Annotated in this window: 8 protein-coding genes and 3 pseudogenes; 6 read left to right on the top strand and 5 right to left on the bottom strand. The window is 56.4% G+C overall.

Annotated features, from left to right (window positions below; genetic code table 11):
• Positions 1–125 precede the first annotated feature (125 nt).
• Positions 126–797, bottom strand: a pseudogene (locus tag HBN63_RS20590) (IS5 family transposase); the annotation flags it as partial.
• A gap of 234 nt (positions 798–1,031) precedes the next feature.
• Here HBN63_RS20590 and HBN63_RS20585 point away from each other — a divergent pair.
• Positions 1,032–2,000, top strand: coding sequence for an arsenic resistance protein (locus HBN63_RS20585; protein WP_170050708.1), 969 nt, complete (start codon positions 1,032–1,034; stop codon positions 1,998–2,000).
• 106 nt (positions 2,001–2,106) lie between these two features.
• On the opposite strand, the gene HBN63_RS20580 is transcribed toward HBN63_RS20585, so the two are convergent.
• The 4 genes from HBN63_RS20580 to HBN63_RS20565 form a co-directional block, all read right to left on the bottom strand.
• Positions 2,107–5,229 carry a CusA/CzcA family heavy metal efflux RND transporter gene (locus tag HBN63_RS20580; RefSeq protein ID WP_090256270.1) on the bottom strand — a complete coding sequence of 1,041 codons (3,123 nt, stop codon included), beginning with the start codon at positions 5,227–5,229 and terminating at the stop codon, positions 2,107–2,109.
• An 11-nt stretch (positions 5,230–5,240) separates the two neighbouring features.
• Positions 5,241–5,582 (bottom strand): P-II family nitrogen regulator, encoded by a 342-nt coding sequence (locus tag HBN63_RS20575; RefSeq protein ID WP_170050707.1) that lies wholly within the window; start codon positions 5,580–5,582, stop codon positions 5,241–5,243.
• A 14-nt stretch (positions 5,583–5,596) separates the two neighbouring features.
• A complete protein-coding gene (locus tag HBN63_RS20570; protein ID WP_143003858.1) occupies positions 5,597–7,186 on the bottom strand; it encodes an efflux RND transporter periplasmic adaptor subunit in 1,590 nt (529 codons plus the stop codon).
• A gap of 152 nt (positions 7,187–7,338) precedes the next feature.
• Positions 7,339–8,607, bottom strand: a complete 1,269-nt coding sequence (locus tag HBN63_RS20565; RefSeq protein ID WP_045733423.1) for a TolC family protein — start codon at positions 8,605–8,607, stop codon at positions 7,339–7,341.
• Positions 8,608–9,178: 571 nt separating this feature from the next.
• On the opposite strand from HBN63_RS20565, the gene HBN63_RS20560 reads away from it, so the two are divergent.
• The 5 genes and pseudogenes from HBN63_RS20560 to HBN63_RS20535 all read left to right on the top strand — a co-directional run bounded on the left by HBN63_RS20560 (position 9,179) and on the right by HBN63_RS20535 (position 14,886).
• Positions 9,179–9,853 carry a heavy metal response regulator transcription factor gene (locus HBN63_RS20560; RefSeq protein WP_017675714.1) on the top strand — a complete coding sequence of 225 codons (675 nt, stop codon included), beginning with the start codon at positions 9,179–9,181 and terminating at the stop codon, positions 9,851–9,853.
• The gene (locus HBN63_RS20555; RefSeq protein ID WP_170050706.1) at positions 9,850–11,253 is read left to right on the top strand and encodes a heavy metal sensor histidine kinase; all 1,404 of its coding nucleotides are present in this window, start codon (positions 9,850–9,852) and stop codon (positions 11,251–11,253) included. Before HBN63_RS20560 ends, HBN63_RS20555 begins: the two co-directional genes overlap by 4 nt.
• 539 nt (positions 11,254–11,792) lie before the next feature.
• A complete protein-coding gene (tnpB, locus tag HBN63_RS22050) occupies positions 11,793–12,128 on the top strand; it encodes an IS66 family insertion sequence element accessory protein TnpB (protein WP_010562499.1) in 336 nt (111 codons plus the stop codon).
• A gap of 61 nt (positions 12,129–12,189) precedes the next feature.
• A pseudogene (locus tag HBN63_RS20540) lies at positions 12,190–13,737 on the top strand (IS66 family transposase).
• Between the two features lie 40 nt (positions 13,738–13,777).
• Positions 13,778–14,886: pseudogene (locus tag HBN63_RS20535) on the top strand (OprD family porin).
• Positions 14,887–15,166: the final 280 nt, after the last annotated feature.

The following is a 15,166-nucleotide window of genomic DNA, read 5'->3' as shown; positions in this document are numbered from 1 at the left end:
CCCGGTTGAGTGGCCGGATGGCCGTGGAATCAGTGGCCGGATGCGCGTGGAATGGGTGGCCGGATCAGCGTGGAATCGGTGGTCAGATGCTCATGGAATGGGTGGCCAGATGACCGTGGAATCCGCACGCCGGTGTAGCCCGCGTCGGCACCGACCATGTTTTCCTCACCGTGCAGCAGTTTGTCGACCTGGGTAACGTCTGCAACGTTGGCTGCCGTCCCCACCACGCTGTGCACCAGGCCGGACTCGTCATCAACGCCGATATGCGCCTTCATGCCGAAGTAATACTGGTTTCCCTTCTTGGTCTGGTGCATTTGCGGGTCACGCTTGCCGTCCTTGTTCTTGGTCGAACTTGGCGCATTGATCAGCGTGGCATCGACGATAGTGCCTTGGCGCAACGACAAACCTCGGTCACCTAGGTAGCCATTGATCACAGCCAGGATGCCGGCAGCCAATTCGTGTTTCTCCAGCAGGCGGCGGAAGTTGAGGATGGTGGTTTCATCCGGAATGCGCTCCAGGCTCAGTCCGGCAAACTGGCGCAGGATGGTGGTCTCGTACAGCGCTTCCTCCATCGCCGGGTCGCTGTAGCCAAACCAGTTCTGCATCAGATGTATGCGCAGCATCGCCATCAACGGGTACGCCGGACGACCACCCTCGCCTTTGGGGTAGTGCGGGTCGATCAGAGCGACCAAACCTTTCCACGGCACTACCTGATCCATCTCGATCAGGAACAGCTCTTTGCGGGTCTGTTTGCGCTTGCCGGCGTACTCGGCGTCGGCGAAGGTCATCTGCTTCATCGGAAAACTCGGCGGGTGGAGTCCGGGGATTTTGCCAAAATCAGGAAGTCTTTTTCAGAGTTTCCCTAGAACACGGTGTCATTTGAATACCGCGCCCTTGCACCGTCAGCAGATACCCACTCAATAGCCAGACGCCGTGCCCATCTCAATCTTTCATGATTCAAGCCATCCAAGAGGATCGCCACGCTTTTCGCTTCCTCATGTAAGCTGACGTTTTTCATCCTTGAGGATGCTATGAGTAGGGATGCACTTGAACAAAACCAGATACCGATCTATTTCGTCGCGGTCATTGCAGCGGCAATCGGTGGGTTAATAGCTACTGCAGCGGCGCAGAGCCTGAACGCATTAGTGACCCCGACTATCGCCGTGCTGATGTACGCGATGTTTCTGCAAATTCCCTTTCTTGATCTCCGCAAAAGTCTTAGCAACAAACGCTTCATGTCAGCCTTGCTTATCGCCAATTTCGTACTGATTCCACTGCTGGTATGGGCACTCACCAGAGGGCTCGCAGAACACCCGGCAATCCTAATAGGCGCTCTTCTAGTTTTGCTCACCCCGTGTATCGACTACGTGGTGGTATTTACGCACATAGGCAGAGGCGACTCGCGTGCGATTCTTGCAGCAACCCCCATCCTCTTGCTGTTGCAACTTGTGCTGTTGCCTGTGTATTTGGCTTTTATGCTAGGGGAGCAATCCCAAGTCGTTATCTCGATAGCGCCTTTCGCTGAAGCCTTTCTCGCACTGATTGTCGTGCCTTTATTGCTCGCGGTGGCTACAGCAGCCTTGGCTAAGCGCTCGCGGATCGTAGGTCGCTGGAACACCGTATGGGCATGGATGCCAGTCCCTGCGATGGCGGCAGTTCTCATTGCGGTGGTTGGGTCGCAAATCTCGCCAGTGGTACGTGATATCGACCAGCTTTTACCGGTGATCCCGGTGTATATCGGTTTCATGCTTTTGGCCCCCGTAGTGGGCGCACTCGCTTCAAAAGCTTATAAACTGCCCGCCTCGACGGCGAGAGCGGTTACTTTCAGTACCGCCACACGTAACTCGTTGGTGGTTCTTCCGCTGGCCCTGGCATTACCTGAAGAAATACGAGGGCTTGCAGCCGCAGCGGTCATCACCCAGACACTGGTTGAGTTGGTGGGTGAACTTGTCTACATCCGGGCAGTGCCGATTCTCATCTGGCGTAAAAAAAGCCGCTGAGGACGTCACGGCACAGTCACCGCCCACATTGAGCGGTATTTACGGTAAGCAAAAAGCCCCGCTCAAGAGCGGGGCTTTTCAGTTGCACACGAATAGCGCTGTGAACTTAGCGCAGACGATGGGCCAAGCGGTAGAGCAATGGCAAAACCAGCAGCGTCAGCGCTGTTGAGGACAGAATTCCGCCAATCACTACCGTCGCCAGAGGGCGCTGAACTTCCGCGCCCGTACCGATGGCAGTGGCCATTGGAATAAAGCCCAGAGACGCCACCAAAGCAGTCATCAGCACTGGCCGTAGGCGCGTCAATGCGCCTTCGCGGATGGCCTCGTCCAGCCCCATGCCGTTCTCACGCAAACTGCGAATGAAGGAAATCATTACCAGGCCGTTGAGCACCGCCACGCCCGACAAAGCAATGAAACCCACGCCCGCGGAGATCGAGAGCGGAATATCTCGCAGCCACAAGGCCATGATCCCGCCTGTCAGCGCGAAGGGCACGCCGGTGAACACCAGCAGGCCATCTTTGACATTGCCGAACATCATAAAGAGCAGTGTGAACACCAGCAGCAATGAGACCGGTACGACAATCTGCAGGCGCTTGGCCGCCGACTGAAGCTGCTCGAAGGTGCCGCCCCAGGTCGTCCAGTAGCCTGTAGGGACGCTAACCGCCTGGGCGATCTTGCTCTCGGCCTCGGCGACAAATGAGCCGATATCGCGACCGCGAACGTTAGCGGTGACCACCACGCGGCGCTTGCCACTTTCACGGCTGATCTGGTTCGGCCCCGGTGCGGACACCACACTCGCCACATCAGCCAAGCGCACAAACCCTGGGCCATCCAACCCATCGCCATTGGCCAGACGAATAGGTAGCTGCTGGATCTTGTCGACATCATTGCGCCACTCGTCCGCCAGGCGAACTTGGATATCGAAACGCCGGTCACCTTCAAACAGTGCACCCGCCTCGCGCCCGCCGATGGCGGTGGAAATGGCGTCCTGAATCTCCGAGACATTCAAACCGAATCGTGCGGCTTTCTCACGGTCGATTTGTACGCTGAGCATCGGCAGACCGGTGGTCTGTTCGACCTTCACATCAGCTGCTCCTGGAATACCCTCCAGCACCTCAGCGATTTGCTCGGCGGTCTCGTTCATCACATCCATGTCATCGCCAAACACTTTCACTGCGACGTCACTGCGTACGCCGGAGATCAGCTCGTTGAAGCGCATCTGAATGGGCTGAGTGAACTCATAGTTGTTGCCGGAAACCTGTTCAACCGCCTCCTGCATCGCCGCAACCAAATCGGCTTTGCTGCGATCAGGATCGGGCCACTGGTCGCGCGGCTTTAGCATGACAAAGTTGTCCGCCACGTTCGGCGGCATTGGATCGGTTGCGACTTCAGCAGTTCCAAGCTTGGCGAACACCGTATCAACCTCGGCAAAGGATTTGATTCGTTGTTCGAGTTGCACCTGCATTTCAATTGCTTGCGAAAGGCTAGTGCCAGGAATACGCAGGGCATGCAAAGCGATATCGCCCTCATCCAGGCTCGGCACGAACTCACTGCCCATCCGCGAAGCAGCTAAACCAGAAAGCACCATGATGACTGTCGCAATGGTCAGCACTAACGGCTTGCTGACCATGACCCAATCTAGCAACGGCGCGTAGCCTTGCTTGACCCAGGCCATTAGCCGATTTTCTTTTTCACTGACGTTGCCATTGAGGAACAGTGCAACAGCTGCCGGGACGAATGTCACCGAGAGGATCATGGCTCCGAACAGGGCTGTCACCACGGTGAACGCCATTGGGTGGAACATCTTGCCTTCCACGCCGGTGAGCGCAAATATCGGCAGGTACACCACCATAATGATCAGTTGGCCGAACAGCAGTGGACGACGCGCCTCCTTCGACGCCGCGAACACCTCATGGAAGCGCTCATTACGGGTCAACGTTCGGCCTGCTGCGGCCTGGGCGTGAGCCAAACGACGCACGCAGTTCTCTACGATCACCACGGCACCATCGATGATGATGCCGAAATCGAGTGCGCCAAGGCTCATCAGGTTCGCGCTGACCTTGTTGCTGACCATGCCCGTAAAGGTGAACAGCATCGACAGCGGAATCACCATTGCGGTGATGAGGGCCGCCCGAATGTTACCCAGGAACAGGAACAGGATAGCGATAACCAGCAGAGCGCCTTCGATCAGATTCTTCTTCACCGTATTGATGGCCTTATCGACCAATACAGTGCGGTCATAGACCGTCTTCGCTATGACTCCTTTCGGCAGGTTGCGATTGATCTCCTTTATGCGCTGGTCGACAGCCTGCGATACATAGCGGCTGTTCTCACCAATCAACATAAAGGCAGTGCCGAGCACCACCTCCTGGCCGTTCTCAGTAGCGGCCCCGGTGCGCAGCTCCTTACCCAGGCCAACCTCGGCCACATCACCGATGCGCACAGGAACACCATCGGTGTTCTTGATGATGATGTTGGCGATGTCAGCGATATTGCCGACTTGTCCCGGAGCGCGGATCAGGTACTGCTCGCCGCTGCGTTCGATGTAGCCCGCACCAACGTTGGCATTATTGCTCTCCAACGCAACCACAATGTCCTGCAGGCTGAGGCCATGTGCGACCAGGCGCTCCGGCTTGGGTGAAACCTGGAACTCCTTGGCATAACCGCCAATGGTGTTGATCTCGGTAACACCTTTGACGGTTCGCAGTTGCGGCTTGACGATCCAGTCCTGAATCTCACGCAAATCCATCGGAGTATAGGCGCTGCCATCCGGCTTCTTCGCACCGTCTTGCGCCTCGATGGTCCACATGTAGATCTCGCCCAGACCAGAAGCGATTGGCCCCATGCTCGGCGACAGATCACTGGGTAGATTGCTACGCGCTTCCTGTATCCGCTCATTCACCAACTGACGAGCGAAGTAGATGTCTGTGCCGTCTTCGAAAATGACGGTGACCTGCGACAACCCGTAGCGTGAGATTGAACGCGTTTCCTGTAAGTTGGGCAGCCCAGCCATTACCGATTCAATCGGAAAGGTCACGCGTTGCTCAGTTTCCAGTGGCGAGTAGCCCTTTGCCTCGGTATTGATCTGCACCTGCACGTTGGTGATGTCGGGAACCGCATCAATCGGCAACTTCTGGTAGCTGTAAACACCCAACGCCGCCATGCCGAGCACAGCCAGCAAGACTAGCCAGCGCTGGTCGATGGCGAAGCGAATTAATCGTTCGTACATGTCAATTTCCCCTAAAGCGCAGCATCACCGCGCTCTCCAGTACGGATGCGCAATGCGTCGGTCAAAGGGGCCACGGCGACGATTCCATCACCGGGAACACCTGTGTGGGCGGCCTTCTCGATGGCATGGACGATCTCATCGGCAACCTCATCGGAGCAGAACGCCAGCAGCACGAGATGCTGATGGGCGTCTGGATTCCATTCGTCTGCGATATATCCATGATCCTTGCCGTGACCACGCGGATGACCATGGGCTGGCAGGATGGTGAATCCTGGTAGATGCGGCAGTGCGTACAGCGCTTGCTCGACGGCTTCAAGCCGGATCGGACGAAAAATAGCTGTAACTTGTTTCATAGCTCGACTCCGAATTAGTGGTCATGGCTCGCGCCGGCTTTGCCAAGCTCAGCTTTGATCAGGAAGCTGTTCTTCAGCGCGTATCGATCGCCCGCCTTCAGACCCGAGATAACCTCGACGAAGTGGCCGTCGGATTTGCCCAGCTCAAGAGGCCGAGCTTCTAGCTGGTTATCGAAGCGGCCGAACACTACCTGCCAATCGCGAACGGTCTGGATCGCTTCGACCGCTACTGCAACGGGAACGTCGTTCTCCTGGGCAATCACCTCGACCGTCACTGGCAAACCAGGCCGCCATATCCGATCTGGGTTGGCTAGCACGATGCGAGCAGTCGCCGAGCGGGTTTGCGCCCCAACCAGAGCGCTGACATAGGAAATGGAGCCCTTAGCCGTGGCGGCGAATGCGCTGGAGCTCACGACAACGTTTTGCCCTTCGGCGATTACGCCCAAGTCTTTCGCCGCGACGGTTGAGTCCACCCATACGGTCGACAAATCCGAGACGGTAAAGACTGCGGAGTCCTCTTTGAGTACTTCACCAACAGAGATGCTTTTGCTGGTTATCACGCCATCGATAGGGGCACGAATCTCGAATTCGGTGAGATTCTGGCCTTTGGCCGGGGCACCGCCCAGCGAAGCGATTTGTTGCTGGACGCGCTGCACTGCGATAGCAGCTTCCTGCATGGCAACTTGCGCCTGCAGGAAGTCCTGCTCGGCGGAAATCTTCTCTTCCCACAATTGCTTTTCACGTGCATAGGTCGTGCGGGCAAGCGCAGAGCGTTGCTGGGCGGCCATTAGCTCGCCACGCAGTTCGGCCAGCGCCTGGCTGGAGATTTTGGCCAATACCTGACCCTTGCTGACCGTATCGCCAGCACTAACCGCCACCGAGTCGACGCGCCCGGCAAGTTGCGGGGTCACCTGAACCGTGCGGTCACCGTTGTAACGAACCTCGCCGAGCACTTGCAGCGTGGAGGCGATTTTCGCTGGACCAGCAGTGGCGAGCGTGACGCCACCCTGCTCAAGCTGCGCATCCGTCATCGTCACGCGGCCCTCAACCTGCTCGTAACCGAACGAATAGCTCTTGCCACTGTGCTTGGCGCTGATGGAAACCTGGAATGAATGCGGCTCTACAACCGCGGCATCGCCACGTAGGTAGTCATTCTCTTTGCTGAAATTGATGATTTGCGCAGGTTGGCCAAGACGCAACAAGGTCACCTGTACCGTGCTTTCAGTAGGATTTAAAAGCTTACCGTCCAGGTAGGTATAGAGCCTGAACTGAGGCTCTACGCCCTCCTCAAAAATCGTCACTTCAAGTGCATAATCACCCTCGGTGAAAAGCTTGCCGCCATGCTCGCCCTTGGTGGGTTCTACAGTTTCATGGTGCTCTTTATCTGCATGCTCATCGGCCTCTTCATGCTCGTCGGCCGAAGCCTCCCCGTGGTGCTCGGGATCTGCGTGAGCCGATACATCCTCATGACTCTCATCATGGCCATGGCCTTCCTCCCCGGACTTACCAGGGCTACCACTTAGAATCAGACCCGCCACGGCTAAACCGATGACGACAACAGCCACAATCATCAGCCACTGCTTTCTGGGAGTTGTTGATGCCATTGGTAACTCCAAATTATCAAAAGTATTGAATTTGACTCATGCCCAGGCGGCGACTAAACGCGCTCAATAAACATGCAGCCGCCAGGAAAGCAGGCGAGGCTTCATGTCGCATGACGCGACCATCTAAGGCGTTATGTAGGTGTGAGAGATGCTTATTTTTTGAATTCGATGTTGAGTTGGGAGCCGTAAATCTTCTCCAAGCTCACCCAGGCCGAAATAGCTTCATCCAGGGTATTCAGGTATTGGGAGCGCATGCTTACGAGGGTGCGCTGAGCATCGAGTACATCGATAAAGGCAAACTTGCCCATCTCGAATCCACGTACTGCGCCCTCTACTGCTTGCTGCGCGGTCGGCAGCAGTGTGCCGCTGATCGAGTCGACTTCACTTCTAGCGCTTTCCCACTGCTCAAATGCCTGCTGGGCTTCCGCGCGCAGGCGGAGTTCTGCGGCATTGCGCAAATCCCGCGCTTGGTCAGCTCCTTGAGCAGCGGCCAGCACATTGCCTTGGTTACGGTTGAACAACGGAATAGGCATCGACAAGCCGAGCAAATTGACGCGCTCGCCAAGCCCTTCGTCGTATTGGCTGCCAACACTGACGGTGAGGTCTGGAATGCGCTGCGACTTTTCGAGTTCCAAGGAAGACTCGGCACGCTGGATGTGCGTGCTGGCCAGCCGTAGGTCCGCTGTATCTGTTATGCGTGCAAGCATCTCAGCCTGCGACGGCAGGTACGGCAGGCGCTCAAGATCACCCTCGACATGCGCGAAGTTCGGTGTCTCGGCACCCGTTATGAGCGCCAGTTGCTTGTAGGCATTGCTTTGATTGAGGCGTGCGCGATTCAGCTCCAGTTGAATTTCCGAAAGCTGCACCTGAGCACGCGAAATTTCGATTGGCGAAGCCTTGCCGGCCTTTACGCGCCCTTCGACCACCTGAAGTCCGCGACGGGCAAGGTCTAACGACTGAGTGGAAAGCTGCAGTCCTTCCTGGGCACGCAGGGCTGAGTAAAAGGCCTGGATGACCTCAGCGCGCAAGATGTTTTTCTTACGCTCCAGATCAATCGCCACCGCGTCCTGATCACGCTCAGACACATCAATACGCGCGCTACGCTTGCCGCCCAGCTCAATTGGCTGAGATACCTGAATGCTGGTAACGCGCGACTCACTGCGCGTGTCCTCAACGCTCCAGGACAACTCAGGATTCGGGATCAGCCCAGCTTGAGTACGAGCACCTTCGGCAATACCTGTATTCCATTGTGCTGCAGCGAACTCCTGGTTCTCAGTGAGCGCTTGCGCCAACGCCTCATCAATCGTTATTGACTGCCTTGTTGATTCGGCAGCAGTTGTTGGAACTGGAGCAATTAACAATGCAGCCAGTAGCCCTGATAACACACAGAACTTACCTACTCCAACTCCATGTCCGGCCATTGTTTTTACATGCACTTAAAAGTCCTCCGCAGAACTAACTCTGCTGGAATATAATGAAGGCCTTTATATTTATTAATCCCGAGGGATATCGAGGATCATTACTTGGGAAAATAAGTAGAAAGCCAATTCCCGGCAGAATGTAGTGCTCCACGCCTATCAGCAAGGTGACTGGAAAATTACAAATACGTTATCCAGCACCTTTCCAAGTAGGCCTGTATTAGTATTGGCAGCGCTCAAGAGAGCAGGCGATTTAGCGCCCAGCAACAACTAGAAACAAACACAGTTAAATAGCGGTTGCCTCGCGTGTAGCGCCCCGGGCAGCCCTGCCAGTCAAAAGTTGGGGGTTTTGGATAAGGGCAAGTACTGCGACACGTTGTCGCTTAACACCTTGGAGCCATGCGAAATAGGCATTACAGCTTGACCCTAAAGCCGCTTCAGGCTTTAGCCTTGGAGCAACCTGAAAAGCCGTAGGTCATATCCGTGACCGCCGATGAAAGAATTAAAACCACTCCGCAGCCACAACAAAAGAATATCTAAAAAATACTGGCTGCACATTTTAAGGTGAATTTTTATGCGAATCCTTATTGTCGAGGACGAGCCCAAGACTGCCGAATACTTACACCAAGGTTTAAGCGAAAGTGGCTATGTAGTTGATAAGGCAGCCACTGGCGTGGACGGTCTCCACCTTGTTAGGCAACACGCTTACGACTTGGTAGTGCTTGATGTAAACCTGCCTGAAATTGATGGCTGGGGCGTGCTTGAGCATATACGCAGTAACAGCAGTACACGCGTGATAATGCTGACTGCACGCGGGCGCTTAGTGGATAAAATTAAAGGCCTGGATTTGGGGGCAGATGATTATTTAGTCAAACCGTTCGAGTTCCCTGAATTACTTGCGCGAATTCGTACATTGCTACGGCGAAGCGAGCAAATTCCAGTACCGGAAGTGCTGCGGGTAGCCGACCTTGAGCTTGATCCGGCGAGGCACCGCGCGTTCCGTGGTGAGCAGCGCATCGACCTGACCACTAAAGAGTTTGCGTTGCTGCACCTACTGATGCGCCGCTCTGGGGAAGTGCTATCGCGCACCCAGATCATTTCGCTGGTCTGGGATATGAATTTTGACTGCGACACAAACGTCGTCGAAGTCTCCATCCGCAGGCTACGCGCCAAAATTGATGATCCGTTCGATAACAAACTGATCCACACCCTCAGGGGTGTTGGGTACGTGCTTGAGGAACGGGCATGAAGCCGGCAAGTCTATCCATGCGCCTTGGCCTGTCGGTCAGCGTGATGGGGGCGGCACTGGTTGTTCTGCTAGCGGCACTCGCCTACTTCGCGCTTACCCATGAGCTGGACTCGTTGGCCAAGCAGAGTCTTGACGGCAAACTGGAGCAGATTCAGCACAATCTCGCCGAAGACATGAGTGCACATGCAATTGCCCAGCAACCTCACGAGTTGCTGGATCTGGTCATGGGGCATGACAACCTGCACCTGACGATCTACGGGAAAAAGTCAGGCACCAAATTACTCCTGAATCTGGGTGAGAAATCCAGGGAGCCCATTCTTGCCAACATACCAGCAGGCGATACCCCTAGTTACCAAAGCTGGTCGGATACTGAGGGAAACAACTTCCTGACCGCATCCAAGGTGATGCTGCTCAACGACGGCGGCCACGTCAGGGTCTTACTCTCAATTGATCGATCTGCCGACGAAGCACTGCTCAGTGCCTACCTCAAGTCAACACTGATCGCACTCCCTCTTCTGCTCGCGCTGATTGGCATGGGCGCATGGTGGATCGTGCAGCGAGGCCTTTCTCCGCTCCGGCAATTTCGCCAGGTTGCATCGCTGATCTCCACACAGGATCTGACCCACCGAATTTCCGTGGATAAGCTTCCACAAGAACTCAGCGCGCTGGCCCACGGCATCAACTTCATGCTGCATCGACTTGATGGCGGCGTTCAGCAGCTATCGCAATTCTCTGATGACTTGGCCCATGAGTTGCGTTCGCCCATCACCAACCTGATGGGCAAAGCCCAGGTAACTCTCTCCAGAGAGCGTCCGCCAGAGGAATACAAAGCCGTACTGGAGTGCTGTACAGAAGAGCTTGAGCGCGTCACCCGGATTGTTTCCGACATGCTGTTTCTCGCTCAAGTCAGCCACCCGGCGTCCCTGGTTCCCTTCGAGAAGATTGCCCTAGAAGATGAGGCAAGACGCGTTGTGGATCTGTTCAGCATCTCCGCGGAAGAGAAGCAGATCAGCCTGAGCATTGTCGGAGCAGGCCTAACCTTCGGTGATCGGCTGATGGTGCAGCGCGCGATTTCAAACCTGTTGTCCAATGCGATTCGACATAGCCCCATCGGCGCAAACATTTCGTTGCTGATCGAAAAGCACAGCGAAACCGTATCGTTCTCGGTGGAAAACCCCGGGATTGGCATTCCCGCACAACACATCCCTCATTTGTTCGAACGCTTCTACCGTGTCGATACCAGCCGCTCTCGTGCCGAAGGTGGAACAGGGCTTGGCCTGGCAATTGTTCGCTCGATCATGAGCCTGCATCAGGGCACGGTCGAGGTCAGCAGCCTGCCAGGCAGCTTCACCGTGTTCCGTTTGATCTTCCCCAAAGTCCGCAATGGTTCCTCGACCTAGACCCTGCAGGCGTACAGGCATAACGACCAGCCGAAGATTGGCTGCAGAGGAACCCGCCCCTATTCGGAGAGCACGGCATACAGCGACGGCTCCCCGATATGCCAACCCCCTGAGCATGGAGAAACAACGTAAGCGTCCAGCCAAGTCACCTTCCGAACTCCAGCATTAAGGGCGATGGTGTCCGCGTATTTTTAAGCGGACGCGATCGTCCTTAACGTTAGGATTTCCATGCGCCAACGAAGCTCTTACCCCAAACCGTTCAAGGTCCAGGTCGTTCAGGAATGCCTACAACCGGGTGCGACCGTCTCCAGCGTTGCCATCCGCCATGGCATCAACGCCAACGTCATTCGAAAATGGCTACCGCTTTACCGAGATCAGCTACCCGCGGTGTTGTCGGCGTTCGTTCCATTGAGGGCTACGCCCAAACGGCCGACAGCATCGGTGATTATTGAGCTATCGCTTGGCGAGCAGTCAGTCACAGTGAAATGGCCAGTGTCCGATCCTGACGGCTGCGCCCGCTTTGTCCGGGGGCTTGCCCCGTGATCCGCATCGATAGCATCTGGCTGGCCACTGAGCCGATGGACATGCGCGCCGGCACCGAGACCGCATTGGCCCGTGTAGTGGAGGTATTCGGTGCGGCGAAGCCGCACTGTGCTTATCTGTTCGCCAACCGCCGCGCCAACCGCATGAAAGTGTTGGTGCATGACGGTGTAGGGATCTGGCTGGCCGCGCGGCGATTGAACCAGGGCAAGTTTCACTGGCCAGGCATCCACCGCGGCTCGGAAGTTGAACTCGACACCGAGCAGCTTCAGGCTTTGGTGCTCGGTTTACCTTGGCAGCGGGTTGGTGCAGCCGGTGCGATCACAGTGCTGTAGCGCCGGCCATTAGCCCATCGCTTTATCTGCGCTGATCGCCTGCTCTGGCACAATCAGCGGCATGACTTCCTCGCCCAATCTCGACCAACTGACACCTGAGCAACTGCGCGCACTCGCTGCGCAGTTGCTGTCGCAAGTCGACACGTTGGGTAAGACGGTTGAAACGATGGGCAAGAAGATCGACCGCGATCAAACCGTCATCGAGCAGCTCACCCATGAAATCGCCTGATTCAAGCGACACAAGTTCGCCAAGCGTAGCGAGCAACTAAGCCCTGACCAGGGTAGCCTGCTGGATGATTTGCTCGACACGGACATTGCCGCTATCGAGGCGGAACTGAAAACCCTCAATCCTCCGGCGGCTCCGGCTGAACCCCGCCAACAGCCCAAGCGCGCACCGCTGCCAGCCCAGTTTCCGCGTACTGTGATCCGTCACGAGCCGCAGAACACTCAATGCACCTGCGGCTGCCAGCTGCAACGCATCGGCGAAGACATCAGCGAAAAGCTGGATTACACGCCGGGCGTGTTCACCGTCGAACAGCACGTGCGTGGCAAATGGGCCTGCCGTCAGTGCGAAACACTGATCCAGGCGCCGGTACCAGCCCAGGTGATCGACAAGGGCATCCCCACTGCCGGCCTGCTGGCTCACGTGATGGTGGCCAAATTTGCCGACCACCTGCCGCTGTATAGGCAAGAAAAGATTTTTGGGCGCGCTGGCCTGGCCATCGCCCGCTCGACGCTGGCGCAGTGGGTCGGACACACCGGCGTACAGCTCCAACCATTGGTCGACGCCCTGCGCGAGGCGGTACTGGCGCAAGGCGTGATCCACGCCGACGAAACCCCCGTGCAAATGCTGGCCCCTGGCGAGAAGAAAACCCACCGGGCTTACGTCTGGGCATACTGCACCACACCCTTCGCCGACCTGAAGGCCGTGGTGTATGACTTCAGCCCCAGCCGGGCTGGTGAGCATGCGCGCAATTTTCTGGGTCAGTGGAGTGGCAAGCTGGTCTGCGACGACTTCGCCGGCTACAAGGCCAGCTTCGAGCAGGGCATCACCGAAATTGGCTGCATGGCCCACGCCCGCCGCAAATTTTTCGATCTGCACGCAGCGAACAAAAGCCAGTTAGCCGAACAGGCGCTGCACTCCATTGCCGGGCTGTATGAAATCGAGCGGCAAGCACGGCACATGAGCGATGAAGAACGCTGGCGAATACGGCAGGAAAAGTCTTCACCAATCCTCGATGCGCTGCATAACTGGATGCTGGCCCAGCGTGATCGGGTGCCCAACGGATCAGCCACGGCAAAAGCCCTGGATTACAGCCTAAAACGCTGGTTAGCGCTGACGCGCTATCTGGACGACGGCGCCGTGCCTATCGACAACAATCAGGTCGAGAACCAGATTCGACCATGGGCCCTTGGACGCTCGAACTGGCTGTTTGCCGGGTCGCTGCGCAGCGGCAAACGGGCGGCGGCGATCATGAGCCTGATCCAGTCGGCGCGGATGAATGGGCATGATCCGTACGCCTACCTGAAGGATGTGCTGATGCGGCTGCCGACACAGCGGGCCAGCGAGATTGGCCAACTACTGCCGCATCAATGGGCACCCGCCTGAATTACGCAAGGTGAGTTCGGCAGACGCTTACGAAACAACAATGAAGAAGACCCTCTTGGCAGTCGCGGTGAGTACTGGGGTACTCAGTCTTAGCCAGCCAGCCTCCGCTGAATTTTTTGCAGACAGCAAAGCCGGTCTGGAAGCGCGTAACTTCTATTTCAATCGCGACTTCCGCCAAGACTCAGCCAGCCAATCAAAGCAGGAGGAATGGGCCCAGGGCTTCCTGCTGCGCTACGAATCCGGGTTCACCGAAGGGACAGTCGGCGTGGGCATCGACGCCATCGGCATGCTTGGCCTCAAGCTGGACTCCAGCGCCGATCGCTCAGGCTCGGGCCTGCTCAAGCGCGATAAAGAAGCACCTCGTGCCGCGCAGGATGAATATGGCGAGATGGGTTTAACCGCGAAGCTACGTGCTTCGAACAGCGTGCTGAAATTAGGCACGCTGCAACCCAAGCTGCCAACCGTCCAAGCGAACGACTCGCGCCTACAGCCACAGACCTTTCAGGGCGGACATCTCAACTCGCTGGAGATTGACGGGCTTACCTTTGATGCAGGCCAGCTCAAGCAAGTAAGCCAGCGCGACTCCTCCGATAGCGAAGACCTCTTTTCACTGTCCTGCATACCTTGCCGCTAGGTGACAAGCAGTCGCTAAAAACTGATCTTCGCTACGCCCGCTCCACCGATGAAGGCAACAGCAACGTCGACAACAAGGCATTCGGAGCAATGTTTACCTACGCCTTTGGTGGCCACGCCCTCGGTGTTGGCTACCAGAGCATGAGCGGAGACACCGGCTACGCCTACATCAACGGCACCGATCCGTTCCTGGTCAACTATGTGCAGATCGGCGACTTCGCCAACAAAGACGAAACCTCATGGCAGGCCCGCTATGACTTCAACTTTGCCAGCGTTGGCATCCCTGGCTTGACGTTCATGACCCGTTACCTGACTGGTGACAATATTGATCTAGGCGCAGGCAGCGCCGATGGTAAGGAATGGGAGCGCAATACTGACATCGCATATGTCTTCCAGGACGGTGCGCTGAAAAACCTGGGTGTGAAATGGCGCAACGCCACACTACGTTCAACCAATTTCGGCAACGATGTTGACGAGAACCGCCTGATCGTCAGCTACACACTTCCGCTGTTGTAATCATCAAACCTCAGCGCGGAACTAGTAGTCGAGTGCCGCGCTGAGAACCGCCCGCGCTGATAAAGTGATACTGCCGGAAGTTCAATTCCAAACATAAAGCTCCACCCTCCATCAGATTACAAATAAGTAATCCTGCTGCGATCCTGGCGTTAGGGATGGTCTGAAGTAGTCCTGTATTTTCAGTCGACTTCAGCCGTCGCCGATTTTGAAAGCAGCAAACCAATCAAAAACGATCAGATCACCCGCTCATTTCAGTGTTTCTGGCCGCCGCGATAACCTC

Origin of the sequence: Pseudomonas sp. WS 5011, assembly GCF_012985775.1 — a bacterium.
Classification (GTDB): domain Bacteria; phylum Pseudomonadota; class Gammaproteobacteria; order Pseudomonadales; family Pseudomonadaceae; genus Aquipseudomonas; species Aquipseudomonas peli.
This window is presented reverse-complemented; position numbering and strand designations above follow the sequence as displayed.

What these genes read in the sequence shown, in the direction of transcription:
- HBN63_RS20565 (WP_045733423.1), bottom strand. Translation starts at nt 8,607, where the DNA reads ATGGCCGGACATGGAGTTGGAGTAGGTAAGTTCTGTGTGTTATCAGGG.
- HBN63_RS20580 (WP_090256270.1), bottom strand. Translation starts at nt 5,229, where the DNA reads ATGTACGAACGATTAATTCGCTTCGCCATCGACCAGCGCTGGCTAGTC.
- HBN63_RS20570 (WP_143003858.1), bottom strand. Translation starts at nt 7,186, where the DNA reads ATGGCATCAACAACTCCCAGAAAGCAGTGGCTGATGATTGTGGCTGTT.
- HBN63_RS20575 (WP_170050707.1), bottom strand. Translation starts at nt 5,582, where the DNA reads ATGAAACAAGTTACAGCTATTTTTCGTCCGATCCGGCTTGAAGCCGTC.
- HBN63_RS20585 (WP_170050708.1), top strand. Translation starts at nt 1,032, where the DNA reads ATGAGTAGGGATGCACTTGAACAAAACCAGATACCGATCTATTTCGTC.
- HBN63_RS20560 (WP_017675714.1), top strand. Translation starts at nt 9,179, where the DNA reads ATGCGAATCCTTATTGTCGAGGACGAGCCCAAGACTGCCGAATACTTA.
- HBN63_RS20555 (WP_170050706.1), top strand. Translation starts at nt 9,850, where the DNA reads ATGAAGCCGGCAAGTCTATCCATGCGCCTTGGCCTGTCGGTCAGCGTG.